Raw genomic sequence first — 24655 nt, 5'->3', positions numbered from 1 at the left:
ACGTTGAGCCGAGCACCAGGGGCGGGCGTCCATCCGGGCGCCCGCCCTTCGTTCGTTCGCGGCGCAGGACAGGTCCTATTCGCAGGCGACGCCCGCCGTGTCGGGGAGTGTCTCGGTGAGTGCCTCCCGCTCGGTGGCGATCTCGGATTCGCCGACCGCCCAGACCTCGGGGGTGTCGGCCCCCTTCGCCAGCGCGACCAGGACGTGGTCGCCCTTGTCGAGCAGCGGATCCATGCCCTCCTCCACGACGAAGCCGACCTGGGGTGCGCTCTTGGCGGGCTTGTACGCGTGCGTGACACGCAGGGTGACGCGTTCGCGGGCCGTGCCGGGCAGCCGGCGGACGTCCGTCACGTCGCCCTCCACGACGAGCCGGGCGCAGGCGAGATAACCGGGGTCGCGCAGGGGGCTGCCGGCGCCCGAGGACGCCTTGGCGCCCGCGTCGCCGCCGTCGGCCTCGGCGGCGGAGGCGTCGCCGGCGGAGGCCTTGTCGTCGGCGCCGCCGTTCACCCCGTGCCCGACCTGGACGACCACCCAGCCGGCCCCGAGGACCAGCGCACCGGCGGCGGCGACGCCCACGGCGCGCAGGGCCAGAGGGCGGCGCCGGCGCGGTGCGGGCAGTCGCCGTACGGGTGCGGGGGGCTGCTCGGCCGCCGGCTCCCGGGACGGTTCCGTCGGGGTGTCCGCGACCAGGGTGCCGGCGACCAGGCCGAGCTGCTCGCGCAGCACCGCGAGGTCGGCGGTCGCCGAGCGGTACTCCGCCATGAACGCGGCGTCCGCGAGACTCTCCTCGGACAGCCGCTCGTCGGTGATCGCCGCCATCAGCGCGTCCGGCCCGGCGCCGCCGCTCTCGTCTCCGGCGCGGTCCTCGTGTTCCGCGGTCACGTCACACCACCTCGTCCTCGTGCAGGCGGGCGCGCAGGGCCCGTACCGCCGTGTGCAGGCGGCTCTTGACCGTGCCCTCCGGAACTCCCAGCTCCTGGGCTATCGAGCGCACCGGCAGGTCGGCGTAGAAGCGCAGGACGACGACCTGACGCTGGGCGTCGGGCAGGTCGTCCAGGCCCTTGGCGACGGCGAGGGAGAGCACGCTGGTGTCCTCGCCGGAGGGGTGCTCGTGCTGGCGCAGTGAGGCCAGCCGCTCCCCCAGCCGCTCCTGGCGGCGCTTGGCGCGGTGCCAGTCCATGGCGAGGTTGGAGGCGACGACCGCCGCCCACGCGGAGACGTCGCGCGGGGCCTCGTAGCCCTTCGCGGCGCGCTCCAGCAGCCGCAGACGTACCTGCTGTACCCCGTCCGGCAGGTCCGACTGCGGAACCCCGCCCAGCGCGAGCACCGCCCGCACCCGGCGCTCCTGCGCCGCGTCCAGAGGATCGTCGCCGTGCACGACCCCGTTCCCCTGGGCGCGGCGGGCCCTTCCACGCAGCAAAGCCACCCCTCCCCTCCCGACGCTGTATCTACGACGCCGCAGGGCGCGGAAACGTTCGGCGGGACGCCGGGGAATCGTGTGGAGGCGTACGTCACACTGTCGCCCGTCGCGTCCCATTCCTCGGGCATGCGGGACAAAAAATTGGACAGGCGGGCCGGGGTCGGCCGCATGATGGAAAAGCCTCGGCCAGGCAACATGCACGTAAAGAGCCACGCAAGAGACACAGAGGAGTCGCCGTGAGGGTCGGAATCGTCGGAGCCACCGGTCAGGTCGGCACGGTCATGCGCAGGATCCTCAAGGAGCGCGCCTTCCCGGTCACCGAGCTGCGTCTGTTCGCGTCGGCCCGCTCCGCCGGCTCGACCCTGGACGGCGTGACGGTCGAGGACGCGGCGACGGCCGACTACTCGGGCCTGGACATCGTCCTGTTCTCCGCGGGCGGCGCGACCTCGAAGGCGCTGGCCGAGAAGGTCGCCTCGCAGGGCGCGGTCGTGATCGACAACTCGTCGGCCTGGCGCAAGGACCCGCAGGTCCCGCTGGTCGTCTCCGAGGTGAACCCGCACGCGGTCGCGGACCGCCCCAAGGGCATCATCGCCAACCCGAACTGCACGACGATGGCCGCGATGCCGGTCCTGAAGCCGCTGCACGCGGAGGCCGGCCTGGAGGCGCTGGTCGTCGCGACGTACCAGGCGGTGTCGGGCTCGGGTGTCGCGGGCGTGGCGGAGCTGCACGGCCAGGCGCAGAAGGTCGTCGCCGACGCGGACAAGCTGACGCACGACGGCGGCGCGGTCGACTTCCCCGAGCCCGGCGTCTACAAGCGTCCCATCGCCTTCAACGTGATCCCGCTGGCCGGCTCGATCGTCGACGACGGTCGACACGAGACCGACGAGGAGCAGAAGCTGCGCAACGAGTCCCGCAAGATCCTGGAGATCCCCGGCCTCAAGGTCTCCGGCACCTGTGTGCGGGTCCCGGTGTTCTCCGGCCACTCCCTCCAGGTCAACGCCCGTTTCGCGCGTCCCCTGTCGGTGGAGCGGGCGACGGAGCTTCTGGCGGGTGCCCCGGGCGTCGCCCTCTCCGACATCCCGACCCCCCTCCAGGCCGCCGGCCAGGACCCGTCCTACGTCGGCCGCATCCGCCAGGACGAGACCGTCGACCACGGCCTCGCCCTGTTCATCTCCAACGACAACCTCCGCAAGGGCGCCGCGCTGAACGCGGTGCAGATCGCGGAGCTGGTGGCGGCCGAGCTCAAGGGCTGACCACGCTCAAGGGCTGACCTCGCTCAAGGACTGACCTCGTAGAGGAAGCAGCCGTACTCGACGGCCCGGACGTGGACGAACGCCACGGCCGGGTCGTCGAACGCGTTTCGGAAGGCGGCGTCGAAGCCGTCGGCGGCCTCGACCAGCTCGCCGCCCAGGATGTGGCCGTCGGCCGAGTAGCGGCGAACGGTCCGGTGGGCGTTCGCGAACGGGTGACCGTCCAGCTCGGGTCCCGCGCACTCCTCGGCGTGGACGAAGACGGGGCCCTGCTCGTCGTAGGGCCCGGGGCAGGCGCCCGTCTCCGCGGCCCAGCGACGCAGCGGCGCGTACGAGACGAGCGCGATGCGCTCGCCGGGGCTGCTGTGGCGCAGGCAGCAGCGCAGGGGCGCGCCGCCCTCCTCGTCGGTGAACGCGGCGGTGGGCCGGCCGGCGTCGTCGGCGGTGCGCAGTTCCTTCAGGACCGTCGGGGCTATGGGTCGTGCGAGGTAGGTCGTCATGGGTCCACCGTCGCGCGCGCGGGCCCCGCCCACCGGCGGTAAACGGACATCGCGTTCCCCGCGGATGCCATGGAAGGATGGCGCAACCGACACAAATCGAGGAGATGACCGCGTGCCTGGCACAAACCTGACTCGCGAAGAGGCGCAGCAGCGGGCGAAGCTGCTCACCGTTGACTCGTACGAGATCGATCTCGACCTGTCCGGCGCGCAGGAGGGCGGTACCTATCGGTCCGTGACCACGGTGCGTTTCGACGTGGCAGAGAACGGCGCCGAGTCCTTCATCGACCTGGTGGCCCCGACCGTCCACGAGGTGACGCTGAACGGGGACGCGCTGGAGCCGGAAGACGTCTTCAAGGACTCCCGGATCGCGCTCTCCGGACTGCTGGAAGGCCGTAACGTCCTGCGCGTGGTCGCCGACTGCGCCTACACCAACACCGGCGAGGGCCTGCACCGCTTCGTCGACCCTGTCGACGAACAGGCCTATTTGTACACGCAGTTCGAGGTGCCGGACGCCCGTCGCGTGTTCGCGTCCTTCGAGCAGCCGGACCTGAAGGCGACCTTCCAGTTCACGGTGAAGGCCCCCACCGGCTGGACCGTCATCTCCAACTCGCCGACGCCGGAACCCAAGGACGACGTCTGGGTGTTCGAGCCGACCCCGCGGATCTCCACCTACATCACCGCGCTCATCGTCGGCCCGTACCACAGCGTCCACAGCGTGTACGAGAAGAACGGGCAGTCGGTGCCGCTGGGCATCTACTGCCGGCCCTCCCTCGCCGAGTTCCTCGACTCGGACGCGATCTTCGAGGTCACCCGGCAGGGCTTCGACTGGTTCCAGGAGAAGTTCGACTACGCCTACCCGTTCAAGAAGTACGACCAGCTGTTCGTGCCGGAGTTCAACGCGGGCGCGATGGAGAACGCGGGTGCGGTCACCATCCGCGACCAGTACGTGTTCCGCTCCAAGGTGACCGACGCGTCGTACGAGCTGCGCGCGGAGACGATCCTGCACGAGCTGGCCCACATGTGGTTCGGCGACCTGGTCACCATGGAGTGGTGGAACGACCTGTGGCTGAACGAGTCGTTCGCCACCTACACGTCCATCGCCTGCCAGGCGTACTCCCCGCAGTCGCGCTGGCCGCACTCGTGGACCACGTTCGCCAACTCCATGAAGACGTGGGCGTACCGGCAGGACCAACTGCCGTCCACCCACCCGATCATGGCCGAGATCCGCGACCTGGACGACGTCCTGGTCAACTTCGACGGCATCACCTACGCCAAGGGCGCGTCCGTCCTGAAGCAGCTCGTGGCGTACGTCGGCATGGACGAGTTCTTCGCGGGCGTGCAGGCCTACTTCAAGCGGCACGCCTTCGGCAACACCCGCCTGTCCGACCTGCTGGGCGCCCTGGAGGAGACCTCCGGCCGCGACCTCGGCACCTGGTCGCAGAAGTGGCTGCAGACCGCCGGCATCAACATCCTGCGCCCGGAGATCGAGACGGACGCCCACGGCGTCATCACCTCCTTCGCCATCCGCCAGGAGGCCCCCGCGCTCCCCGTCGGCGCGAAGGGCGAGCCTACGCTGCGCCCGCACCGCATCGCGGTCGGCCTGTACGACCTCGACGACGACAGCGGCAAGCTGGTGCGCGACGAGCGCGTGGAGCTGGACGTCGACGGCGAGCTGACGGCCGTCCCGCAGCTGGTCGGCAAGCGCCGTCCGAACGTCGTCCTGCTCAACGACGACGACCTGTCGTACGCCAAGGTCCGCCTGGACGAGCAGTCCCTCGCGTTCGTGACCGAGCACCTCGGGGACTTCGAGTCGTCGCTGCCGCGTGCCCTGTGCTGGGCGTCGGCCTGGGACATGACCCGGGACGCCGAACTGCCCACTCACGACTACCTGTCCCTGGTGCTGTCCGGCATCGGCAAGGAGTCCGACATCGGCGTCGTGCAGTCGCTGCAGCGGCAGGTCAAGCTCGCCGTCGACCTGTACGCCGACCCGAGCGCCCGCGAGGCCCTGCTGACCCGCTGGACGGACGCCACGCTGGCCCACCTGCGGTCCGCGGCGGCCGGCAGCGACCACCAGCTGGCGTGGGCGCGGGCGTTCGCGGCCACGGCCCGCACCCCGGAGCAGCTGGACCTCCTGGAGGCCCTGCTGGACGGCTCGCAGACGGTCGAGGGCCTGGCCGTCGACACCGAGCTGCGCTGGGCGTTCGTGCAGCGTCTCGCGGCGGTCGGCCGGTTCGACGAGGCGGAGATCGCCGGCGAGTACGAGCGCGACAAGACGGCCGCCGGTGAGCGTCACGCGGCGACCGCCCGGGCCGCCCGGCCGACCCCGGAGGCCAAGGCGGAGGCGTGGGCGTCGGTCGTCGACTCCGACAAGCTGCCGAACGCCGTGCAGGAGGCCGTCATCGGCGGCTTCGTCCAGACCGACCAGCGTGAGCTGCTCGCGCCCTACGCCGACACGTACTTCGAGGTCGTCAAGGGCATCTGGGACACCCGTTCGCACGAGATCGCGCAGCAGATCGCGATCGGCCTCTATCCGACGGTCCAGGTCTCCCAGGAGACTCTGGACAAGACGGACGCCTGGCTGGCCTCGGCCGAGCCGAACGCGGCCCTGCGCCGCCTGGTCTCCGAGTCCCGCTCGGGCGTGGAGCGGGCGCTGCGGGCCCAGGCGGCGGACGCGCGCTGACCGCTTCCGCGAGTCTGAGTCTGAGGGCGCCCGGTGTCGCACCGGGCGCCCTCAGCGCCTGTCATATCCCGTCTTCCGGCGGCCAGGGGTAGCCGAGTTGTTCGGCGCGTTCGCGGGTGCCGCCGCTGAAGCGGGCGTAGGTCCTCGGGTCCTCCTCGGCCAGCCGGTGCAGGGCGGCGGCCGCCTGTGCCTCGGGTGGGGCGCCGTCGTCCGGGACGATCCAGCGGAACTGGAGCGCGTCGCCGTCCGCTTTCCCGGTGCCGAGTCCCGGCGCGTACCAGAAGGTCACCACGGCCGTGTCCGGGTCGAGGAAGCCGCTGCCGGTCCAACCCGGGCGCGCGTCCCACCGGGCGAGCAGCTCCGGCCGTTCGGCCAGGCCCGCCTTGATCAGCCGGGCCACGGTGCGGGCCGGCCAGGACCACTCCCGGTCCGCTTCGGCGCGGGCGATCTCCGCGTCGTAGGCGGCGGCGTCGAACCGTCGCGCGGGCAGTTCGGGCGCGGGCCCACGGGCGCCCGGCAGGGCCGGTCGCTGCCAGTTCTCCCACACCACCTGGTCGCCGTCGCGGCGGATGGTGACGTGGAGCGCGCCACAGCATCCCTCGGTGCAGGAGGCCTCCGCGAGCTGCACCCGGCGGGGCTCGGGACCGGCCCGCAGCAGACCGTCGTCCAGGAGACGCTCGGGGCTGTGCGCGGGGCCGTGCGGGAAGACGGCCGGGACGAGCGGACGTCCGTCGAGGAGGATGCGGGTCTCGACGGGTTCGCGGTCCACGGGGTCGCCGGCCACGACCTCGATGCGCAGCCTGCCGCCGGCCGGGCGGCTGAAGGGCCGCCGCCCGGTACGGCGGATCCAGCCGGCCCACAACCGTCGGGCCGCCGCGCCCGTCTCGAGCGCGTCGTGCGTGGCGTGCGTGGCATGCGTGGCGAGGTCGGTCGGGCGGGTCCAGGAGGGCTCGGCCAGCAGTCGGCCGAGGGAGGCGAGGAGTGTCTCGCGGCGACCGGAGCCGGTGGGCCAGTCGAGCAGCGCTCCGGTTCCGCTGCTCAGGCCGAGGGCGAGGGAAAGAAGCATGGCGTGGTGTTCAAGGGTCGGGGGCAGGAGACCGGCCCGGCTGACGACGGTTTCGTACACGCCTGTCGCGTCGCGGTAGGCGAGGAGCTCGGTCGGTTCGTCGCGGGCGGACGTCATCCGGACGAGGAGGCGGCCCGCCCGGGCGAGCAGGGCCGTGTCGGCGGGGTGTTCGGCGAGCAGGTCGGGCAGCAGGGCGGCTTCCGCGACACGGCGGGCGGTCGCGGGGCCGAGGTGACGGGGTTCGGCGGGGAAGGCCACCAGCTCCCTGCGGACGGCCTGCCCGTCCCCCACCGCCAGGGCGCGGACGAGCGACCGCAGTTCGGCGCGGCGGGTGGAGACCACGAGGTCGACGACGGCGGCGGACCGCCGGTCGAGCGTGTCGAGGGCCTGGACCGCCGGGCCGTGGAGCGACCGGAGCAGGCCGAGGGTGAACAGATACGGGACGTCCTCGGGCTCGCCGAGGCGGGTGAGGAGGGCGAGGCCCACGGTGACGGCGGGCACGGTGGTGCCGGTCCGGGTCAGCCGTCTGGCCAGGGTGCGGGCGGCGGCGTGCTGGTCGGCGGTGAGCGGCAGGTCGGCGACGGTGGACCGGATCAGGTACCGGTGACAGCTCCACACGCCGAGTTCCGCGAAACGGCGGTGCAGGGCGGCCGGGTCGTCCGGCAGGGGGTGCAACGCCTCCGCGATGACGGCCGCCGCTTCCCGGCGGGACAGCGGCGCCTTGTCCTCGCCGGACGGGGCGGGCGAGTCGGGAACGTCGGGGAGGTCGAAGCCGCGGCCGGACGGGAGGCCGTCCGGGGACTCGTGCACCAGGTGCAGGGCGTGGTCGTACAGGGCGGGCGGGAGGCGGAGCGCGGCACGTGCGGCGCGCTCTTCCTGGGCGCTCACCGAGCGGTGAGGAACTCGATTCCGTAGGTCATGTGCGGCAGCCTGCCAGCCGGGCTCGCGCCCTGTCGACGGAATTACCGCAGCCGCGCCTGGCCGGCCCCCGCCCCCGGGAACACGCCGAGGGCACAGGCCTCAACCACGTACGGCATGCGCGTACGGGAGTGAGGCCGACGCCCTCGGAGAGAAGTCGAGCCCAGACTCAGGTCTAGGCCTTGGCCTAGGTCTAGGCCTTGGCCTGCTCCTTGGCCTTGACGGCGATGTTGGAGCTGGTGGTGTCGGCCCGGTCCTTCGACCGGTCGAGGACCCACACCAGTCCGGCGATCGCCGCGAAGATCGCGATCGGGGCCAGGACGTAGAGGCCCAGCGTCTCGCCGACGCTCAGACCCGGGCCGGGGTCGTCGCCGTCGTCGCGGGTCAGCGCGAGGGCGGGGGACGACATGAGCAGCATCATCAGCGTCGTACCGGCGGCCAGGGCGCCGGCGCGCAGGGCGTTCTTCTTGTCCACGGTGCCCAAGTTAGCGAACGGTGTCGGAGGGCGCGCGCCCGGGGTGCCGTATGAGGGCCGGGGCCGCGATCACGCGCCCGTGAAGTGGGCCGTGGCCACCACGGAGCCGTCCGCGGCCAGCAGCCGGGCGCCCGACACCGTGCCCGGGTCGACACGCATGGGGGCTCCCCAGTAACCCTGGCCGGCGTCGTCGAGGGAGAACTCCCCGATGCGGACCGAGGTGCCGTCCGTACGCTCCAGTCGGCAGCTGACCTTCACGGCCTCCGGATATCCGTCGCCCGAGCCCGTGGCCCGGGACCCGCCCTCGGCCCGGCCGAGGTGGACCGACATGTAGACCCAGCCCGGGGATTCGGTGTAGGCGAAGATCCGGCCGACCGGGCGGTGGTCGGGGGTCAGCAAGGACGCCGCGACCAGGCCGTGCTCCGAGCCGGGCGGCTGCGAACTCCGCGAGGAGGGAGCCGACGCTCCCTCGATGGCCGTACCGACGGCCCAGCCGCCGAAGCCGAACCCGAGGGCGATCGCGGCGGCGGCCGCGACCGCCACGCCGGCCCGTGGTCGCCGTCGGCGCGCCGGCCGGTTCAGGCCCAGCCGTTCCGTCACCCGGGTCTCGAAGCCGACGGGCGGCTCGCTGTCCGGAAGGAGGGAGAGCAGTCCGTCTCCGACGAGCGTCAGCTGCTCCACGTGCTCCCGGCAGACGGGGCAGCGGTCCAGGTGGGCGATCGCCTCGGCGCGCTCCTGACCGGGGAGGATGCCCAACGCCAGCTCGTCGGCGACGGCCCTCAGCCACGCGCAGTCCCTGTCAGTCATGATCGGCTCGCTCGGGTCCCAGAACCGTCCGTAGTTTTCCCATCGCCGTCCTGATCCGTGTCTTCGCCGTGCCCAGGGGGATCCCCTCGAACTCGGAGATCTGTCGTGCGGTCATCCCGTAGATCCCGGCCATGACCACGGCGCGCGCCTGCTGGCGCGGCAGGTCCGCCACCGCGGCCCTGATCCGGGACGCCGTCTCGTCGGCCAGTGCCGACTGTTCGGGCGTCCGGGTCACGATGCCGAGCAGGGCGTCGAGGTCCTCGGGGGCCACCGGGGTCGCCTTGCGCGCCCGGACGGCGTCGATCGCCAGGTTGTGCGTGATGGTCGCCAGCCAGGTCTTCACCGATCCACGCCGGGAGTCGTAGACCTGCGCATGACGCCACGCCCTTTCGAAGGCCTGCTGGGCGATGTCCTCGGCGAGCTGGGGGTCGTCGACGACCGCGACCGCGATGCCGAAGACCATCCGCTGGAACCGGCGGACGAACGCGAGGGCGATCTCCGGGGCACCGGTCGCCATTCCCGCGAGCAGCGCCTCGTCCGAGAGCCGGCCGAGTGGTAGGCCCAATCTCCGCATACCAGTGGATACGGCGAACCTCGCCGAACGGATTCCCCCCGTTCCCCGCGGGACCATATCCCCATTCTCCGACTTCCTTGTGGGCAATCTCCTGGCGTGGTCCGTCCGTATGTCTGGTCAGGAACGATTTCTCACGGAGGGCCGAGACATGGCGACGACGCTCATGACATTCGTGCGCAGGACCGCCGGGCCCGGGCTGGCCGCCGGGGCACTGGCGGGCCTCCTCGTGGCGTGCGGGGGCGGAGGCGGAGGCGGGGGTGGCTCGTCACCGTCGGCCCCGGACCAGAGTGGCAAGCCGGCGGCCGGCCGGGTGACCGTGAAGCTGGTCGACTTCAGGATGGAGCTGTCCACGAGGACGTTGAAGGCGGGCACGTACACGTTCGTCGTCCACAACGACGGCCATCACGACCACGCCATGGAGATCGAGGGTTCCGGGACGGAACAGCGGACGCGGACGCTGGCGCCCGGAGAGTCGGCGAACCTCACCGTCTCGCTGAAGAACGGCCGGTTCCAGGTCTACTGCCCCGTCGACGGCCACAAGGACCTCGGCATGAAGACCGAGCTCACCGTGGGCGGCACCGCCTCGACGGGCCACGGCACCAACACGACCAACGGCAATGGCTACTGAGCGCACGATCGCGCTCGTCGCCCTCCGGTCGGCCGCGGCGGGAACGGTCGCGGCCATGGGCGCGATCCACCTGCGCCTCTGGTACGACGGCTACCGCCATCTGGACATGATCGGCCCGCTGTTCCTGCTCAACGCGATCGGGGCCGGGCTGCTCGCGCTGTCGCTGCTGATCACACCCACGCGCCTCCTGCCCGTCCTCGCGACGCTGGGAGCGCTCTTCACGGCCGGCACCCTGGCGGCCCTGATCGTCAGCCTCACCGCCGGTCTCTTCGGGTTCCAGGAGACTCTCGACGCGAACCTGGTCAAGCCCACCCTCGCTGTCGAAGCCGCAGGGTGCGTGCTGTTGGCGGCGCTGGCCCTGCTGACCAGACGCGGCCGGACCGGACATGACCGATGAGTCCTCGGCCGCGGCGCCGTGTGCTGGGCGGCGCCCGACGCGTGGTCCTACCCCCGCAGGACGTCGATCAGCGCCCGCAGTCGCGGCGAGGCCGCGAGCTGTTCCAGGGTGACGGGACGGCCGTCCGCGTCCGCGATCGGCAGACGCCAGTTCGGGTACTGGTCCCAGGTGCCGGGGAGGTTCTGCGGGCGGCGGTCGCCGACGCCGTCCGGGAGCCAGACGCCGATCATGCGGGCGGGGGTGCTCGCCAGGAACCGGTGGACGGCCTGGACCTGGGCCTCCTCCGAGGCGCGGTCGCTGCCGCCGCCGGTGCCGGCCAGCAGTCCGAGGCGGGTGAGCAGGGCCAGCCACTCCGCCGTGTCATTGGCCGCCTCGGCGCGCTCTTCCTCCAGGGGCCGGGTCAACAGGCCCAGCCGGTCGCGGAGTTCGACGTGCTCGCCGGTGAGGCGGGCGGCGGTGGACGGCAGGTCGTGGGTGGTGGCGGTCGCCAGGCAGTCGGCGCGCCAGCGGTCGGGGGGCAGCGGGCGTCCGTCGCCGTCCCAGTCCCGCTCGAACCACAGGACGGACGTGCCGAGCACCCCGCGTTCACGCAGCGCCTCCCGGACGCCCGGCTCGACGGTGCCGAGGTCCTCGCCGATCACCACCGAACCGGCCCGCGAGGCCTCCAGCACCAGGACGGCGAGCATGGCCTCGGCGTCGTAACGGACGTATGTGCCCTCCGTGGGCGGTTCGCCCTGCGGGACCCACCAGAGGCGGAACAGGCCCATGACGTGATCGATGCGCAGGGCCCCGGCGTAGCGGAAGAGGGCCCTGAGCAGTCGCCGGTAGGGGGCGTAGCCGGACGCGGCCAGCCGGTCGGGGCGCCAGGGCGGCAGGCCCCAGTCCTGGCCGCGGGCGTTGAAGGCGTCCGGCGGGGCGCCGACCGACATCCCGGCCGCGAAGTACTCCTGCTGCGCCCACGCGTCGGCGCCCTCGGGATGCACGCCGACCGCCAGGTCGTGGACGATCCCGACGGGCATGCCCGCCTCGCGCGCGGCGCGCTGGACGGCGGTGAGCTGGGTGTCGGTGAGCCAGGCGAGACGGGAGTGGAAGTCGACGCGGTCCATCAACTCCCCGCGGGCGCGGTCCGTCTCGGCGGAGCGCGGGTCACGCAGACCGGACGGCCACTGCCGCCACCGCGGTCCGTGCACCTCGGCGAGAGCGCACCAGGTGGCGTGGTCCTCCAGGGCCTGGCCCTGCTCGGCGAGGAAGTCGCAGTAGGCGGCGCGCCGGCCGGGCCCGAGCGGCATTCGGGCGAGAAGTTCCAGGGCCTCCCGCTTGAGCTCCCACACGGCGTCCCGGTCGATCAACTCCCCTTTTTCCAGCACGGTTTCCCGCAACCGCCCGGCGCGCTCGGACAGCGATCCCATCCGGTCGGCCTGCTCCTGGACGAGGTACGCGTACTCGGGGACGTCCTCGACGCGCAAGTGCACCGGATCGGGGAAGCGGCGCGAGGAGGGCCGGTAGGGCGAGGGGTCGGTCGGGGCGCCGGGCACGGCCGCGTGCAACGGGTTGACCTGCACGAACCCGGCGCCGAGCGCCCGTCCGGCCCAGGCGGTCAGCTCGCCGAGGTCGCCGAGGTCGCCCATGCCCCAGGAGCGGCGGGAGAGGAGGGAGTACAGCTGGACGAGGAGTCCGTACGAGCGTCCCGTGGGCGCGGGCGTGGGCAGGCGGGGCGGGGCGACGACGAGGTGGGCGCCGCCGGTCCGCCCGTCGGGTGCGGTGACCGTCAACTGGTGGACCCCGAGCGGGAGTTGATCGATCGCGTGGTCGATCGCTTGGCCGATCGCGTGGCCGATCGCGTGGTGGCTCTCGCCCTGCTCGGTCTCGACGTCGAGTCGGCTGCCCTCGGGGAGGGCGGTGAGCGCCTCGCACGGGCTGCCGCTCCAGCACACCACCGTCGGCGGCAGCAGTCGCTCGCGCAGTTCCCGTTCCCGGGCGGCGAGCGCGGCTCGGACGGCCTGCGGGGTGTCCGCGCCGACGCCGAGGGCGGCCAGGGCGCGGGTGACGGCGGCGGCCGAGGCCGTGACCGTACGGTCCGGGGAGGGCTGGTAGGACGTGCCGACGCCGTGCAGCGCGGCGAGCCGGGCGAGTTCCTCTCCGGGTGGCGCGGTCATCGCTACGGCCTCGTGGAGTCGGAGTCCACGACGCCGAGCGGCGGCTCACTGGTCAGGGGCTCGGCGTCGGGCAGCGGAGGCTCGCTGGTCAGCGGGGGTTCCACGCACGTCCCTTCGGCGCTGAACGCGCACAGGTGGGGGTCGGCGAGGGCGACGGGTGCATCGGCGGAAGGCTCCGCCGGGCGTTTGGAGTGGGCCGGTGCGATCACGGGGACCTCCTGATGGATCATGGCGTGGTACTGCGTCGGCTACCGCAGGCCTACCCAGTGAGCGCGATGGCAGACGTCCGACAGATGTCTTGACGTCATTCAACTTCACCGCATTCCTTGCTGCCCTCCATTGGCACACCGGGATGATCTCCGGTTCCGGGCGCGCGGGCCGGGTCAGAATCCGATCATGAAGATCACCGTGCTGTCCGGCGGGGAGAGTGCGGAGCGCGGCATGTCGCTGGACTCCGGGCTCGCCGTGGCAGGAGCGCTGATCGAGCTCGGCCACGAGGTCCTGGTGATCGATCCGGCCGCGACCGGCCCCGTGCCGACCGGCCCGGTCCGCGACCGGACGGGCCTCCCGCGCACGGGGGCGGAGCTGTCGCCCGAGGAGCTCGACGAAGACGCGCGGCGCAAGCTGACGGCCGACGCCGTCGCCACCGGCCGGGTGCTCTCACTGCTGCGCCGGGCCGATCTCGTCTTTCCCGCCCTGCACGGCGGATGGGGCGGCGACGGACGGCGCCAAGGGCTCCTGGAGACGTCCGGGATCGTCTTCACCGGCGCCGGGAGCGCGCCGTGTGCGACGGCCTGGGACAAGCACCGGACCCTGACGCTGCTGCGCAGGCCAGGCGCACGCCCTGTTGCACGGCAGCCTGCGCGACCGGCTCATCCGCGTGCGCCTCACCGCCACCGCCGAGACTCTCCGAGTGGAGGTCAGCGACCCGCGCGGGGAGCGGCAGCCGGTCCCGCGCGAGACGGAGTGGGGCGTCGTCGTCGAGATCGAGAGGTACCCCGAGACCGCTCGCCGCCTGCACGCCGCCGAGCAGGCCGTCAGCGATCCGGACCCCGACGTACGCGACCGTGCCATCCGCGAGGCCGGTGACATCGTCCGCGCGGCGCACCGCGAGGTCGCCGGTGGCTGACTGAAGGTGAGCTGGTTCGGCTGAGGCGGCGCTCCCCGATAGTCTCCCCCGCTGCGCGACCGGTCCGTCCCGAAGGGCCCCGTGGCTGTGCCGGTCTGTGGGCGGCGCCACGGGGCATGCAAAAGCCCGGATCGCTAGGCGGAGATGCCGTCGATCCGGGCCAGGGCGTCGTCCGCGCCGTACGGCTGCAAGTACGGCAGCCAGCGCGGGTCCCTATGGCCCGTGCCGATGATGCGCCAGGCGAGGCCGGAGGGGGGAGCGGGTTTGTGGCGCAGCCGCCAGCCGATCTCGACGAGGTGCCGGTCGGCCTTGACGTGGTTGCAGCGGCGGCAGGACGCCACGACGTTGTCCCACACGTGTTTGCCCCCGCGGCTGCGCGGGATGACGTGGTCGACGCTGGTTGCGACGCCACCGCAGTACATGCACCGGCCCCCGTCCCGGGCGAACAGCGCCCGACGGGTGAGAGGTACGGGCCCCCGATAGGGAACCCGGACGAATCGCTTGAGCCGGACCACGCTGGGTGCGGGGACTGTGACGGTCGCGCTGTGCATGAAGGCGCCGGATTCCTCCAGGGAGACTGCCTTGTTCTCCAGGACGAGGATGAGCGCGCGGCGGAGCGGTACGACGCCGAGCGGCTCGTACGACGCGTTGAGGACCAGGACATGCGGCACGGATGCCTCCTTGGGCGTCGGCGGCGCGTGGCTCGCGCCGGGACGATCTGCAGTCAGTCTCTCCTCTGGGCTGGTGGACGCGCCACCATGTCCCGGTAACGGGCTGGGAGTGTTTTCGACCACACCCTGTTTTCTCCCCAGGATCATGGCCGGTTCAAGCGCAGGTGAGGACCGTCTCTCCTTCACGTATCTCGCCGAACCACTCACAATGCCCCGTTAGTGTGGTGGTTCTGCCTTTCCGGTGACCTTTCCGTGACCTTGCAGCGCGTGTCGCCCTTGACCGCCACACCGGATGGAGCAGTGCAGCACCTGGAGGTACCTGCCGTGTCCTTGCCCGCCGTCCTACTGGCCGCCGACGCCTCGCCGTCGCCGACTCCCTCGGAGTCGCCGACCACGGTGACGGTCCCGTCCCTTCAGGACGCCCAGGAGAGCGCGACGAACGCGGCCAGCTGGGTCGAGCAGAACTGGTCGACGTGGCTGGCGATCGGCCTGAGGGTCCTGCTGATCCTCGCCATCGCCGTGGTGCTGAGAGTGGTGGTGCAGCGGGCGATCACCAAGCTGATCGACCGGATGAACCGCACCGTGGCGTCGGTCGACGGGACGGCGCTGGGCGGGCTGCTGGTCAACACCGAGCGGCGTCGTCAGCGCTCGCAGGCGATCGGCTCGGTGCTGCGTTCGGTGGCGAGTTTCCTGATCCTCGGCACGGCCGCACTGATGGTTCTGGCCACATTCGAGATCAACCTCGCCCCGCTGCTGGCCTCCGCGGGTGTCGCGGGCGTGGCGATCGGATTCGGCGCGCGCAACCTGGTCACGGACTTCCTCTCCGGCGTCTTCATGATCCTTGAGGACCAGTACGGCGTCGGTGACCAGATCGACGCGGGCGTGGCCACCGGCGAGGTCATAGAGGTGGGCCTGCGCGTGACCAAGCTGCGCGGCGCCAACGGTGAGATCTGGTACGTCCGCAACGGCGAGGTCAAGCGGATCGGCAATCTGTCGCAGGGCTGGGCGACGGCCGGCGTCGACGTCACCGTCAAGGCGTCGGAGGACCTCGACCGGGTCAAGGCCACGCTGGACGAGGTCGCCGAGAAGATGAGCAAGGAAGAGCCCTGGAACGAGCTCCTGTGGAGCCCGATCGAGGTCCTCGGTCTGGACAGCGTCCTGCTGGACTCGATGGTGGTCCGCGTCTCCGCGAAGACGATGCCGGGCAAGGCCCTCTCGGTCGAGCGGGAGCTGCGCTGGCGCGTCAAGCGCGCCTTCGACGCGGCCGACATCCGCATCGTGGGCGGCGAGACCGTCCCCCTCACGGCGGACCCGGCCGACCCCACGGAGGCGGTCGCGGCGCCGTCCGTGTTCTCCAACGCGGACTCCCCGCAGCACGCGGCGGCGACACCGATCACTCCGCAGCGGGCGACGACGCCTCAGGCGAAGTAAGAGGCAACGCACGCCAGCATCCGCCGCACGCCCCCGAGGTAACGACTCTGTTGCCTCGGGGGCGTTTGCCGTTTCGCGCCTTGACGCCCCCTTCGTGCCGGGCTTACGTTCCTGCCAGCCGATAGGAAACTTTCCTAACAGTGACCGGAAGTGGACTTGTGTCCCGCGTCACTGAAAAGCTGTGCAGTTCAGAAAGGCAGGTGTCGACCCATGGCAGGAACCGCCGGTACGCCGGGCACGCCGCGCGTCCTGCGCGCCATGAACGACCGCGCCGCCCTCGACCTCCTGCTGGCGCACGGCCCCCTGTCGCGCACCCGCATCGGCAAGCTCACCGGCCTGTCCAAGCCCACCGCCTCACAGCTCCTGGCCCGCCTGGAGGCGGCGGGACTGGTTCTGGCCACCGGCACCACCGAGGGACGCCCGGGCCCCAACGCCCAGCTGTACGAGGTCAACCCGGCCGCCGCGTACGCCGCCGGTCTGGACGTCACCCCCGAACGCGTCCTCGCCGCCGTCGCCGACGTCACCGGCCGCACCGTGGGCACGTACGAGGTGCCCACGCCCGGCCGCAAGACCGCGGGGGCCGTCGTACGGCAGGTCACCGACGCCCTCGACGGCGCGGTGAAGGCCGCACACCTCACCCGGGACGACGTACGGCGGCTCGTCGTCGCCACCCCCGGCGCCTTCGACCCCACCACCGGCCGTCTGCGCTACGCCTCCCACCTGCCCGGCTGGCACTCCCCGACGCTGCTCGACGACCTCGCCGCAGCCCTGCCGATGCCGGTCGAGTACGAGAACGACGTCAACCTCGCCGCCGTCGCCGAACAACGGCTCGGCGCGGCCCGCGACCACGAGGACTTCGTCCTGCTGTGGAACGAGGGCGGTCTCGGCGCGGCCCTCGTCCTCGGCGGCCGGCTGCACCGTGGCTGGACCGGCGGCGCGGGCGAGGTGGGTTTCCTGCCGGTTCCCGGCGCACCCCTGGTCCGGCAGGTGACCAAAGCCAACAGCGGCGGCTACCAGGAACTGGCGGGCTCGCAGGCCATCCCCCAGCTCGCCCGGGAGCTCGGCATGACCGGCATCCCGTCCGGACCGTACGCCGAGGTCGCAGCCGGGCTCGTCGAGCGGGCCGCCGCCGAGGACACGGTCCTGAACCGGCTGCTGCTCCAGACGTACGCGACCCGGCTCGCGACCGGTCTCGCCTCGCTCGTCTCCGTACTCGACCCCGAACTCGTCGTCCTCAGCGGCGCCAGCCTGACCGCCGGCGGCGAGACACTGCGCGCCCTCGTCCAGGCCGAGCTGGAGGAGCTGGCCGCGTCCCGGCCGAAGCTGGTCATGGGCGACGTCACCGAACAGCCCGTCCTGCGCGGCGCGCTGGAGAGCGCGCTGGCCGCCACCCGCGACGAGGTCTTCGACACCTCGCGCTAGCAGCACCCGCTCCCGCACCTCCCCTTCGCCCCCGCACGTCACCTGACGTCACACCCACCTCACACCTCACCCTGTCCTGCCCTGCCCTGTCCCTGGAAGGCTCCGCCATGCCCACACGCATATCCGAAGTCGTCCGAAAGGCGGCTTTTGCCCTCACCGCCTCCACGGCCCTCCTGCTGAGCACCACCGCCTGCACCGGCCAGTCCGCGGCCGGCGCCGACGACGACGCGTCAAAGGAAACAACCCTTACCTTCTGGCACGCCTGGAGCGCGCCGAACGAGGTCAAGGCCGTCCAGTCGCTGATCTCGGGCTTCGAGAAGACGCACCCCAACATCCATGTGAACGTCGTCGGCAACATGACCGACGACAAGATCAACCAGGCGCTGCGCGCGGGCGGCAGCAAGGCGCCGGACGTGATCTCGTCGTTCACCACCAACAACGTCGGCAAGTTCTGCTCGTCGGGCGCCCTGATCGACCTCAACCCGTACTTCAAGAAGGCGGACATCGACCCGTCCACGACCTTCCCGAAGGCGATGAACCAGTACACCCAGTACGACGGCAACCGCTGTGCCGTCCCCCTGCTGGGCGACGCGTACGGCCTGTACTACAACAAGACGGCGTTCAAGAAGGCGGGCATCACCTCCCCGCCCAGGACCTGGACCGAGTTCGAGGCCGACGCCAAGAAGCTGACGATCCCCAAGGGGAACACGTTCAAGCAGCTCGGCTTCATGCCGGACTACCACGGCTGGGAGACCACCACCGAGCACTACCTCGGCCAGTTCTCCCCGACGTACTTCGACACGGCGGGCAAGTCGACCATCGCCACCGACCCGGCCGTGGCAGCCGCCTTCACCCTCCAGAAGAAGCTCGTCGACGAGCTCGGCGGCTTCAAGAAGCTGGAGACCTTCCGGTCGACACTCGGCGACGAGTGGGGCCCGAAGCATCCCTTCCAGACCGGCCAGGTCGCCATGCAGCTCGACGGCGAGTGGCGCCTGGGCATGGCCCTGGACGCCAAGCCGGACTTCGAGATCGGCGTCGCCCCGCTGCCCGTCCCTGACGACCAGGCGGCCCAGTACGGCAAGGGCTACATCACCGGCACCATCGCCGGCATCGCCGCCACCAGCAAGAAGCAGAACGCGGCCTGGGAACTGGTGAAGTACATGACCACCGACACGTCCGCGGTGGTCGCCTTCTCCAACGCCATCCACAACGTGCCCTCCACGCTGGCCGCCCTGAAGTCCCCCGACCTGAAGTACGACCCGCGCTTCAAGACCTTCCTCGACATCGCCGCCAACCCGAACTCGACCACCTCCCCGGCCTCGATCAACGGCGGCGTCTACCTCGCCACCGTCCAGCAGCTCGGCTACGACTACGAGAGCGGCAAGGTCACCGACCTGCAGGCGGGCCTGAAGAAGGCGGCCGCGCAGATCGACACGGACATCGCGCAGGCGAAGTAGCGATGGCGGCCACCCACACGTTGCGGGCGAAGCACCGTCGCTCGACGCTGCGCACCCTCGCCTTCCTCTCCCCCTGGCTGATCGGCTTCGCGGTCTTCTTCGCGTACCCGATGATCTCGACGGTCTACTTCTCGTTCATGCACTACGACGGCTTCCGGCCGCCGACGTGGAGCGGCACGAAGAACTGGACGTACGTCTTCGAGCACTATCCGTTCTTCTGGCCGGCCCTGCGCAACACCCTCTGGCTCGTCGTGATCATGGTGACCCTGCGGGTCCTGTTCGGACTCGGGATCGGCATGCTGATCACGAAGATCAAGACGGGTACGGGTGTCTTCCGGACCCTGTTCTACCTGCCCTACCTCGCCCCGCCGGTCGCCGCGACGATGGCGTTCGCGTTCCTCCTCAACCCCGGTACGGGCCCGGTCAACTCGATCCTGGAGAAGATCGGCATCCCGGCGCCGGCCTGGTTCAACGACCCGAACTGGTCCAAGCCGGCCCTCACGCTGATGTTCCTGTGGGGCGTGGGCGACCTGATGGTCATCTTCATGGCCGCGCTGCTCGACGTGCCCAAAGAGCAGTACGAGGCGGCGGAGCTGGACGGCGCGTCGGCGTGGCAGCGGTTCCGGTTCGTCACCCTTCCCAACATCTCGCCGATCATCATGTTCGCGGTCGTCACCGGGGTGATCGCGGCGATGCAGTGCTACACGCAGCCGCTCGTCGCGGGAAAGGTCGCCTCGGGCGTGATCCAGGGCGCGGGCACCCTGTTCGAGCCCGGCTATCCCGAGCACTCCACGCTCACCCTCCCCCAACTCGTCTACAACCTCGGCTTCCAGCGCTTCGACTACGGCTCAGCCTGTGTCGTCGCCCTGGTCCTGTTCGCCCTGTCGATGGCGTTCACCGCGCTGTTGATGCGGCGCCGGGGCGGTCTCATCCAGGCAGGTGACTGACATGGCCCAGGACACGGCCCACGACATGCCCCACGACACGGCCCGGGGCGCGACCCGGCGCACGGCCCGAGTACCGGGGCAGGTGGAGTCGAAGGCGCCCGCCTCGCCCGCCGAGCGCACGGCCCGCCGCAAGGCGCTCCTGGAATGGATCGCGGTCCACTCCCTCGGCGTCGCGGCGGCCCTGTTCTTCACGCTCCCCTTCGTGTTCGTCTTCCTGACCTCCCTGATGAGCGACTCGCAGGCGCTCAGCCGGGATCTGATCCCGCACACCTGGGAATGGGCCAACTACCGGAAGGTCTTCGACACCCCCGGTTTCCTGACCTGGTGGAAGAACACGCTGATCTACGCCGGACTGGGAACAGTCCTTACCGTCGTGTCCTCGGTCCCCGTCGCGTACGCGCTCGCCAAGTTCCGCTTCCGGGGCCGCAATCTGACGCTGATGCTGGTGATCTCGATGATGATGCTGCCTCCCCAGGTGGTCGTCATCCCGATGTACCTCTTCTGGGCGAAGCAGCTGGACCTGTCGGGCACCCTGTGGCCGATGATCATCCCGCTGGCGTTCGGCGACGCGTTCTCGATCTTCCTGTTGCGCCAGTTCCTGATGACGATCCCCGACGAGTACGTGGACGCGGCGAAGGTGGACGGCTGCGGTGACCTGCGCACCCTGCTGAAGGTGGTCCTGCCGATGGCCAAGCCCGGCATCGCGGCGATCGCGCTCTTCCAGTTCTTCGCCGCCTGGAACGACTACTTCGGCCCGCAGATCTACACCTCGGAGAACCCGGCCGCCTGGACCCTGTCCTACGGCCTGGAGTCCTTCAAGGGCGCGCACCACACCGACTGGAACCTCACCATGGCGGCCACCGTGCTGGTCATGGCCCCCGTGATCCTCGTGTTCTTCTTCGCCCAGAAGGCGTTCGTCGAAGGTGTCACCCTCACCGGAGTGAAGGGTTAACAAGGCATGAAACTCACCGTGGTCGGCGGCGGCTCGACCTACACACCCGAACTGATCGACGGCTTCGCACGCCTACGCGACACGCTCCCCGTCGAGGAGCTGGTCCTCGTCGACCCGGCGGCGGAACGCCTGGAGCTGGTGGGCGGGCTGGCCCGCCGCGTCTTCGCCCGCCAGGGCCACCCCGGCCGGATCGTCACGACGTCCGACCTGGACGCGGCCGTCGAGGGCGCCGACGCCGTCCTGCTGCAACTCCGTATCGGCGGCCAGGCGGCCCGCGAGCAGGACGAGACCTGGCCCCTGGAGTGCGGCTGCGTAGGACAGGAGACGACCGGCGCGGGCGGCCTGGCGAAGGCGCTGCGCACCGTCCCCGTGGTCCTGGACATCGCCGAACGCGTCCGGCGCGCCAACCCGCACGCCTGGATCATCGACTTCACCAACCCGGTCGGCATCGTCACCCGGGCCCTGCTGGGGGCCGGCCACAAGGCGGTCGGCCTGTGCAACGTGGCGATCGGCCTGCAGCGCAAGTTCGCCGGACTGCTCGACGTCACCCCGGCCGACCTCCACCTGGACCACGTGGGCCTCAACCACCTCACCTGGGAGACGGGGGTCCGCCTGGACGGCCCCGAGGGCGAGAACGTCCTGCCGGACCTCCTGACCACCCACGCCGACGCGATCGCCGCCGACCTGCGGCTGCCCCGCGAGGTCCTGGACCGCCTCGGCGTGGTCCCGTCGTACTACCTGCGCTACTACTACGCGCACGACGAGGTCGTACGGGAACTGCGCACCAAGCCGTCGCGGGCGGCCGAAGTGGCGGCGATGGAACGCGAGTTGCTGGCGCTGTACGCCGACCCGGCGCTGGCCGAGAAGCCGGCGCTGCTGGCGAAGCGCGGCGGCGCGTACTACTCGGAGGCGGCCGTGGATCTGGCGGCGGCCCTGCTCACCGGCTCCGGCAGCCCGTACCAGGTGGTCAACACCCGCAACAACGGCACGCTGCCCTTCCTCCCGGACGACGCGGTGATCGAGGTCCAGGCGGCGGTGGGCCCCAAGGGCGCCTCCCCCCTCCCCGTAACGCCGGTGGACCCCCTGTTCGCGGGCCTGATGGCGAACGTGACGGCCTATGAGGACCTGGCCCTGGACGCGGCCCTGCACGGCGGCCGCAACCGCGTCTTCAAGGCGCTTCTCTCCCACCCGCTGGTCGCCCAGTACGAGTACGCCGAGCAGCTGACCGACCGACTGATCGCACACAACCGGGAGCACCTCGCGTGGGCCTGACGGCAAGTGTGCTCGCCATCGACGCGGGCAACAGCAAGACCGACGTAGCGGTCGTGGCGGCCGACGGAGAGGTCCTCGGCACGGCCCGCGGCGGCGGCTTCCGCCCGCCCGCGGTGGGCGTGGAGACGGCCGTCGACGCCCTGGCCGACACCGTCACGCGCGCGTACCGGACAGCCGGCGTCAACACGGCGACCCATGTCTCCGCCTGCCTGGCCAACGCCGACCTGCCGGTCGAGGAGGAACAGTTGGCGGCCGCCCTGCACGCGCGCGCGTGGGGCGGGTCCGTGGACGTGCGCAACGACACCTTCGCGATCCTGCGGGCGGGCGTGGCCGACCCCCTGGGCGTGGCCGTCGTCTGCGGCGCCGGTATCAACTGCGTGGGCATGCGCCCCGACGGCCGCACCGCCCGCTTCCCGGCGCTGGGCCGCCTTTCCGGCGACTGGGGCGGCGGCTGGGGCCTGGCCGAGGAGGCCGTCTGGCACGGGGCACGCGCGGAGGACGGCAGGGGCGCCCCCACGGCCCTGGCCCGCACGCTCCCGGCCCACTTCGGCCTGCCGTCCATGTACGCACTGATCGAGTCCCTGCACCTGGAGCACATCCCGCCGTCCCGCCGCCACGAACTGACCCCGGTGCTGTTCGCGACGGCGACCGCGGGCGACTCCGTGGCCCGCTCGCTCGTCGACCGCCTGGCGGAGGAGGTGGTCACCATGGCGACGGTGGCGCTGACCCGTCTGGAGCTCCTGGAGGAGGAAACGCCGGTGCTGCTGGGCGGAGGAGTCCTGACGGCGGGCCACGAGCAACTGGACGACCGGGTGCGGGAACTGCTCGCGGCCAGGGCGCCGAAGGCGGTGCCGAACGTGGTGCGCGCACGTCCCGTGCTGGGGGCGGCCCTGCTGGGTCTCGACCGACTCGGCGCCGGGGTTCAGGTGCAGCGGTCGGTGCGGGCCTACTTCGAGCGGCCCGGCCCTGCCGCCCCCAGGGAACCGAATGTGCGCCCACGACGTATTCATGAACAGGGGTGACTGCGATCTGATCAAGATCCAGTGAAGGCCGGTGCGCACAACACCTCCCGCCAGCGATACTTACCGGCGGGAGCTGACCATGGGGGAGGTCAAACAGTGGCAAGCCTGGCGAACCCGCCGACCAGTACGACACCACCGCCGACACGCCGTACGGCATTCGCCGAGGGCGTCGACAAGGCGCGCGCCGCGGCGACCACGGAGCCGGGCCGACTGCGCATCATCGGCGCCTTCCTCGCGCTCCTCGTCCTCGCCTTCGGCGCCGTGACGGCCTGGCAGACGACCGACCGCGAAGCCGCCGCCGACGACGTGCTGCACAAGAGCCAGCCGCTCAGCGCGGCCGCCGCCGACATCTACCGCTCCCTCGCCGACGCCAACACGGCCGCCTCCAGCGGCTTCCTGGCGGGCGGCCAGGAGACGGCGGCGTCCCGGCAGCGCTACGAGGACGACATCGACAAGGCCGCCTCCAAGCTCGTCACCGCGGCCAACAACGCCGACCCCGGCTCCCCCTCCACGGCGGTCATCACCAAGCTGAACAAGCTGCTGCCCGAGTACAAGGGCCTGGTGGAGCGCGCGCGGACGTACAACCGGCAGGGCTTCCCGGTCGGCGGCGCCTATCTGCGGTACGCCAACCAGAAGATGCAGCAGGACATGCTCCCGGCGGCCGAGGATCTCTACAAGAAGGAGAACCAGCGCCTCCAGGACGACTACGGCCACGCCACCCCCTACCCGTGGGCGGCGATCGCGCTGGGCGTCCTCGCGCTGGCCGGTCTCGCCTGGGCGCAGCACCGCAACTACCGCCGCACGAACCGGGTCCTGAACCACGGCCTGGTCGCCGCGTCGGGGGCCACCGCTGTCGTCCTGCTCTGGCTGGTCGTCGGCCACAGCGTGGCCCGCGCGGGTCTGAACGACTCCTACGACAACGGCGTCCGTTCGCTGAACGTCCTGCACGACGCCCGGATCGCCTCCCTCAAGGCGCGCGGCAACGAGAACCTGACGCTGGTGGCCCGCGGCGCCGAGACGGTGAAGGTGTCGGCCGACGGCGCAGAGGTCACGCTCGACAAGTACGACCACGACTTCGCCACCGACATGACCGCCCTCGGCAAGGGCCTCACCCTGGCGGCGAAGCTCGCCGACGACCAGTCGGGCGAGAAGCCGGTCGCCTCGGCCGAGAGCAACATGGCGGAGTGGAAGAAGCGCCACACCGCGGCCCGCTCGCAGGACGACAACGGCAACTACGAGCAGGCGCTGGCCCTGGTCATAGGCGGCAAGGACGCGACCGGTGCCTGCTTCGACAACGTCGACCAGAACCTCGCGGACGCGCTGGCGCACGAGCAGGTCGAGTTCCAGCAGGCGGCCGGGGACGGTCTGGACGCGATGACCGGCCTGGCGGTCGGCGCCGCCGTGCTCGCCGTGCTGGGCGCCGCGGGCGCGGTCCTCGGCATCGGCCGCAGGCTGTCGGAGTACCGGTGAAAGGGGGCGTG

At 71.5% G+C, this 24655-nt stretch carries 23 protein-coding genes and 1 pseudogene; 14 read left to right on the top strand and 10 right to left on the bottom strand.

Features of this window, described 5'->3' with window-relative positions; translation table 11 throughout:
- Positions 1-75 precede the first annotated feature (75 nt).
- Both B5557_RS29060 and B5557_RS29055 read right to left on the bottom strand, forming a co-directional pair.
- The gene (locus B5557_RS29060; protein ID WP_231976067.1) at positions 76-882 is read right to left on the bottom strand and encodes a hypothetical protein; all 807 of its coding nucleotides are present in this window, start codon (positions 880-882) and stop codon (positions 76-78) included.
- Position 883: 1 nt separating this feature from the next.
- Positions 884-1420, bottom strand: a complete 537-nt coding sequence (locus B5557_RS29055; RefSeq protein WP_079662224.1) for an RNA polymerase sigma factor — start codon at positions 1418-1420, stop codon at positions 884-886.
- 236 nt (positions 1421-1656) lie between these two features.
- On the opposite strand from B5557_RS29055, the gene B5557_RS29050 reads away from it, so the two are divergent.
- Complete coding sequence (locus B5557_RS29050) at positions 1657-2673, top strand: aspartate-semialdehyde dehydrogenase (RefSeq protein WP_079662223.1); 1017 nt, start codon at positions 1657-1659, stop codon at positions 2671-2673.
- Between the two features lie 23 nt (positions 2674-2696).
- Here B5557_RS29050 and B5557_RS29045 read toward each other — a convergent pair whose 3' ends face one another.
- Positions 2697-3170, bottom strand: a complete 474-nt coding sequence (locus B5557_RS29045) for a DUF1203 domain-containing protein (RefSeq protein ID WP_079662222.1) — start codon at positions 3168-3170, stop codon at positions 2697-2699.
- A gap of 112 nt (positions 3171-3282) precedes the next feature.
- On the opposite strand from B5557_RS29045, the gene pepN reads away from it, so the two are divergent.
- A complete protein-coding gene (gene pepN, locus B5557_RS29040) occupies positions 3283-5850 on the top strand; it encodes an aminopeptidase N (protein WP_079662221.1) in 2568 nt (855 codons plus the stop codon).
- Between the two features lie 61 nt (positions 5851-5911).
- On the opposite strand, the gene B5557_RS29035 is transcribed toward pepN, so the two are convergent.
- The 4 genes from B5557_RS29035 to B5557_RS29020 all read right to left on the bottom strand — a co-directional run bounded on the left by B5557_RS29035 (position 5912) and on the right by B5557_RS29020 (position 9690).
- Entirely contained in the window at positions 5912-7804 is a 1893-nt protein-coding gene (locus tag B5557_RS29035) for a hypothetical protein (RefSeq protein WP_107472644.1), read from the bottom strand.
- 223 nt (positions 7805-8027) lie between these two features.
- The gene (locus B5557_RS29030; protein ID WP_079665064.1) at positions 8028-8309 is read right to left on the bottom strand and encodes a hypothetical protein; all 282 of its coding nucleotides are present in this window, start codon (positions 8307-8309) and stop codon (positions 8028-8030) included.
- Between the two features lie 69 nt (positions 8310-8378).
- Entirely contained in the window at positions 8379-9116 is a 738-nt protein-coding gene (locus B5557_RS29025; RefSeq protein WP_079662220.1) for a hypothetical protein, read from the bottom strand.
- Positions 9109-9690 (bottom strand): RNA polymerase sigma factor, encoded by a 582-nt coding sequence (locus tag B5557_RS29020; protein WP_079662219.1) that lies wholly within the window; start codon positions 9688-9690, stop codon positions 9109-9111. The genes B5557_RS29025 and B5557_RS29020 overlap by 8 nt, the downstream gene beginning before the upstream one ends.
- A 148-nt stretch (positions 9691-9838) precedes the next feature.
- Between B5557_RS29020 and B5557_RS29015 the strand changes: the two genes are divergently transcribed.
- Together B5557_RS29015 and B5557_RS29010 are read left to right on the top strand one after the other, a co-directional pair.
- Positions 9839-10318 (top strand): cupredoxin domain-containing protein, encoded by a 480-nt coding sequence (locus B5557_RS29015; protein ID WP_079662218.1) that lies wholly within the window; start codon positions 9839-9841, stop codon positions 10316-10318.
- Positions 10308-10715, top strand: coding sequence for a hypothetical protein (locus tag B5557_RS29010; protein WP_079662217.1), 408 nt, complete (start codon positions 10308-10310; stop codon positions 10713-10715). The genes B5557_RS29015 and B5557_RS29010 overlap by 11 nt, the downstream gene beginning before the upstream one ends.
- Before the next feature lie 47 nt (positions 10716-10762).
- Here B5557_RS29010 and malQ read toward each other — a convergent pair whose 3' ends face one another.
- Positions 10763-12871, bottom strand: coding sequence for a 4-alpha-glucanotransferase (gene malQ, locus B5557_RS29005; RefSeq protein ID WP_079662216.1), 2109 nt, complete (start codon positions 12869-12871; stop codon positions 10763-10765).
- Positions 12872-12873: 2 nt separating this feature from the next.
- Complete coding sequence (locus tag B5557_RS29000) at positions 12874-13101, bottom strand: hypothetical protein (RefSeq protein ID WP_079662215.1); 228 nt, start codon at positions 13099-13101, stop codon at positions 12874-12876.
- Positions 13102-13267: 166 nt separating this feature from the next.
- Here B5557_RS29000 and B5557_RS46330 point away from each other — a divergent pair.
- Positions 13268-13630 (top strand): annotated as a pseudogene (locus B5557_RS46330) (D-alanine--D-alanine ligase); the annotation flags it as partial.
- 88 nt (positions 13631-13718) lie between these two features.
- Positions 13719-14000, top strand: coding sequence for a hypothetical protein (locus tag B5557_RS45990; protein ID WP_079662214.1), 282 nt, complete (start codon positions 13719-13721; stop codon positions 13998-14000).
- A gap of 134 nt (positions 14001-14134) precedes the next feature.
- Here the strand turns inward: B5557_RS45990 and B5557_RS28985 are convergent, their stop codons facing one another.
- On the bottom strand, positions 14135-14671 hold the full coding sequence (locus tag B5557_RS28985) for an HNH endonuclease (RefSeq protein WP_069772758.1): 537 nt from the start codon (positions 14669-14671) through the stop codon (positions 14135-14137).
- A 324-nt stretch (positions 14672-14995) separates the two neighbouring features.
- Here B5557_RS28985 and B5557_RS28980 point away from each other — a divergent pair, with 324 nt between their 5' ends.
- From B5557_RS28980 to B5557_RS28945, 8 genes are all read left to right on the top strand, one after another.
- Complete coding sequence (locus B5557_RS28980) at positions 14996-16102, top strand: mechanosensitive ion channel family protein (protein WP_079665063.1); 1107 nt, start codon at positions 14996-14998, stop codon at positions 16100-16102.
- A gap of 210 nt (positions 16103-16312) precedes the next feature.
- Positions 16313-17524 (top strand): ROK family transcriptional regulator, encoded by a 1212-nt coding sequence (locus tag B5557_RS28975; RefSeq protein WP_079662213.1) that lies wholly within the window; start codon positions 16313-16315, stop codon positions 17522-17524.
- 107 nt (positions 17525-17631) lie between these two features.
- Positions 17632-18981, top strand: a complete 1350-nt coding sequence (locus tag B5557_RS28970) for an ABC transporter substrate-binding protein (protein ID WP_079662212.1) — start codon at positions 17632-17634, stop codon at positions 18979-18981.
- A gap of 2 nt (positions 18982-18983) precedes the next feature.
- Positions 18984-19928, top strand: coding sequence for a carbohydrate ABC transporter permease (locus B5557_RS28965; protein ID WP_079662211.1), 945 nt, complete (start codon positions 18984-18986; stop codon positions 19926-19928).
- A gap of 25 nt (positions 19929-19953) precedes the next feature.
- Positions 19954-20880, top strand: a complete 927-nt coding sequence (locus tag B5557_RS28960; RefSeq protein WP_231976482.1) for a carbohydrate ABC transporter permease — start codon at positions 19954-19956, stop codon at positions 20878-20880.
- A 6-nt stretch (positions 20881-20886) separates the two neighbouring features.
- Positions 20887-22152 (top strand): 6-phospho-beta-glucosidase, encoded by a 1266-nt coding sequence (locus tag B5557_RS28955; protein WP_079662210.1) that lies wholly within the window; start codon positions 20887-20889, stop codon positions 22150-22152.
- Positions 22143-23174: an N-acetylglucosamine kinase gene (locus tag B5557_RS28950; protein WP_079662209.1), complete on the top strand. Its 1032-nt coding sequence runs from the start codon at positions 22143-22145 to the stop codon at positions 23172-23174. The genes B5557_RS28955 and B5557_RS28950 overlap by 10 nt, the downstream gene beginning before the upstream one ends.
- A 96-nt stretch (positions 23175-23270) precedes the next feature.
- A complete protein-coding gene (locus tag B5557_RS28945) occupies positions 23271-24644 on the top strand; it encodes a hypothetical protein (RefSeq protein ID WP_079662208.1) in 1374 nt (457 codons plus the stop codon).
- The last annotated feature ends 11 nt before the right edge of the window (positions 24645-24655 follow it).

This window comes from Streptomyces sp. 3214.6 (assembly GCF_900129855.1).
Classification (GTDB): Bacteria; Actinomycetota; Actinomycetes; order Streptomycetales; family Streptomycetaceae; genus Streptomyces; species Streptomyces soliscabiei.
Note: the sequence above shows the minus strand (reverse complement) of the source record. Positions and strands in the feature narration are given on the sequence as shown.

Excerpts from the sequence above, each read along its gene's own strand:
- B5557_RS29045 (WP_079662222.1), bottom strand. The coding sequence starts at position 3,170 with ATGACGACCTACCTCGCACGACCCATAGCCCCGACGGTCCTGAAGGAA.
- B5557_RS29000 (WP_079662215.1), bottom strand. The coding sequence starts at position 13,101 with ATGATCCATCAGGAGGTCCCCGTGATCGCACCGGCCCACTCCAAACGC.
- B5557_RS29020 (WP_079662219.1), bottom strand. The coding sequence starts at position 9,690 with ATGCGGAGATTGGGCCTACCACTCGGCCGGCTCTCGGACGAGGCGCTG.
- B5557_RS28955 (WP_079662210.1), top strand. The coding sequence starts at position 20,887 with ATGAAACTCACCGTGGTCGGCGGCGGCTCGACCTACACACCCGAACTG.
- B5557_RS29025 (WP_079662220.1), bottom strand. The coding sequence starts at position 9,116 with ATGACTGACAGGGACTGCGCGTGGCTGAGGGCCGTCGCCGACGAGCTG.
- B5557_RS28975 (WP_079662213.1), top strand. The coding sequence starts at position 16,313 with ATGGCAGGAACCGCCGGTACGCCGGGCACGCCGCGCGTCCTGCGCGCC.
- B5557_RS29015 (WP_079662218.1), top strand. The coding sequence starts at position 9,839 with ATGGCGACGACGCTCATGACATTCGTGCGCAGGACCGCCGGGCCCGGG.
- B5557_RS29010 (WP_079662217.1), top strand. The coding sequence starts at position 10,308 with ATGGCTACTGAGCGCACGATCGCGCTCGTCGCCCTCCGGTCGGCCGCG.
- B5557_RS28965 (WP_079662211.1), top strand. The coding sequence starts at position 18,984 with ATGGCGGCCACCCACACGTTGCGGGCGAAGCACCGTCGCTCGACGCTG.
- B5557_RS28970 (WP_079662212.1), top strand. The coding sequence starts at position 17,632 with ATGCCCACACGCATATCCGAAGTCGTCCGAAAGGCGGCTTTTGCCCTC.
- B5557_RS28960 (WP_231976482.1), top strand. The coding sequence starts at position 19,954 with ATGCCCCACGACACGGCCCGGGGCGCGACCCGGCGCACGGCCCGAGTA.
- malQ (WP_079662216.1), bottom strand. The coding sequence starts at position 12,871 with ATGACCGCGCCACCCGGAGAGGAACTCGCCCGGCTCGCCGCGCTGCAC.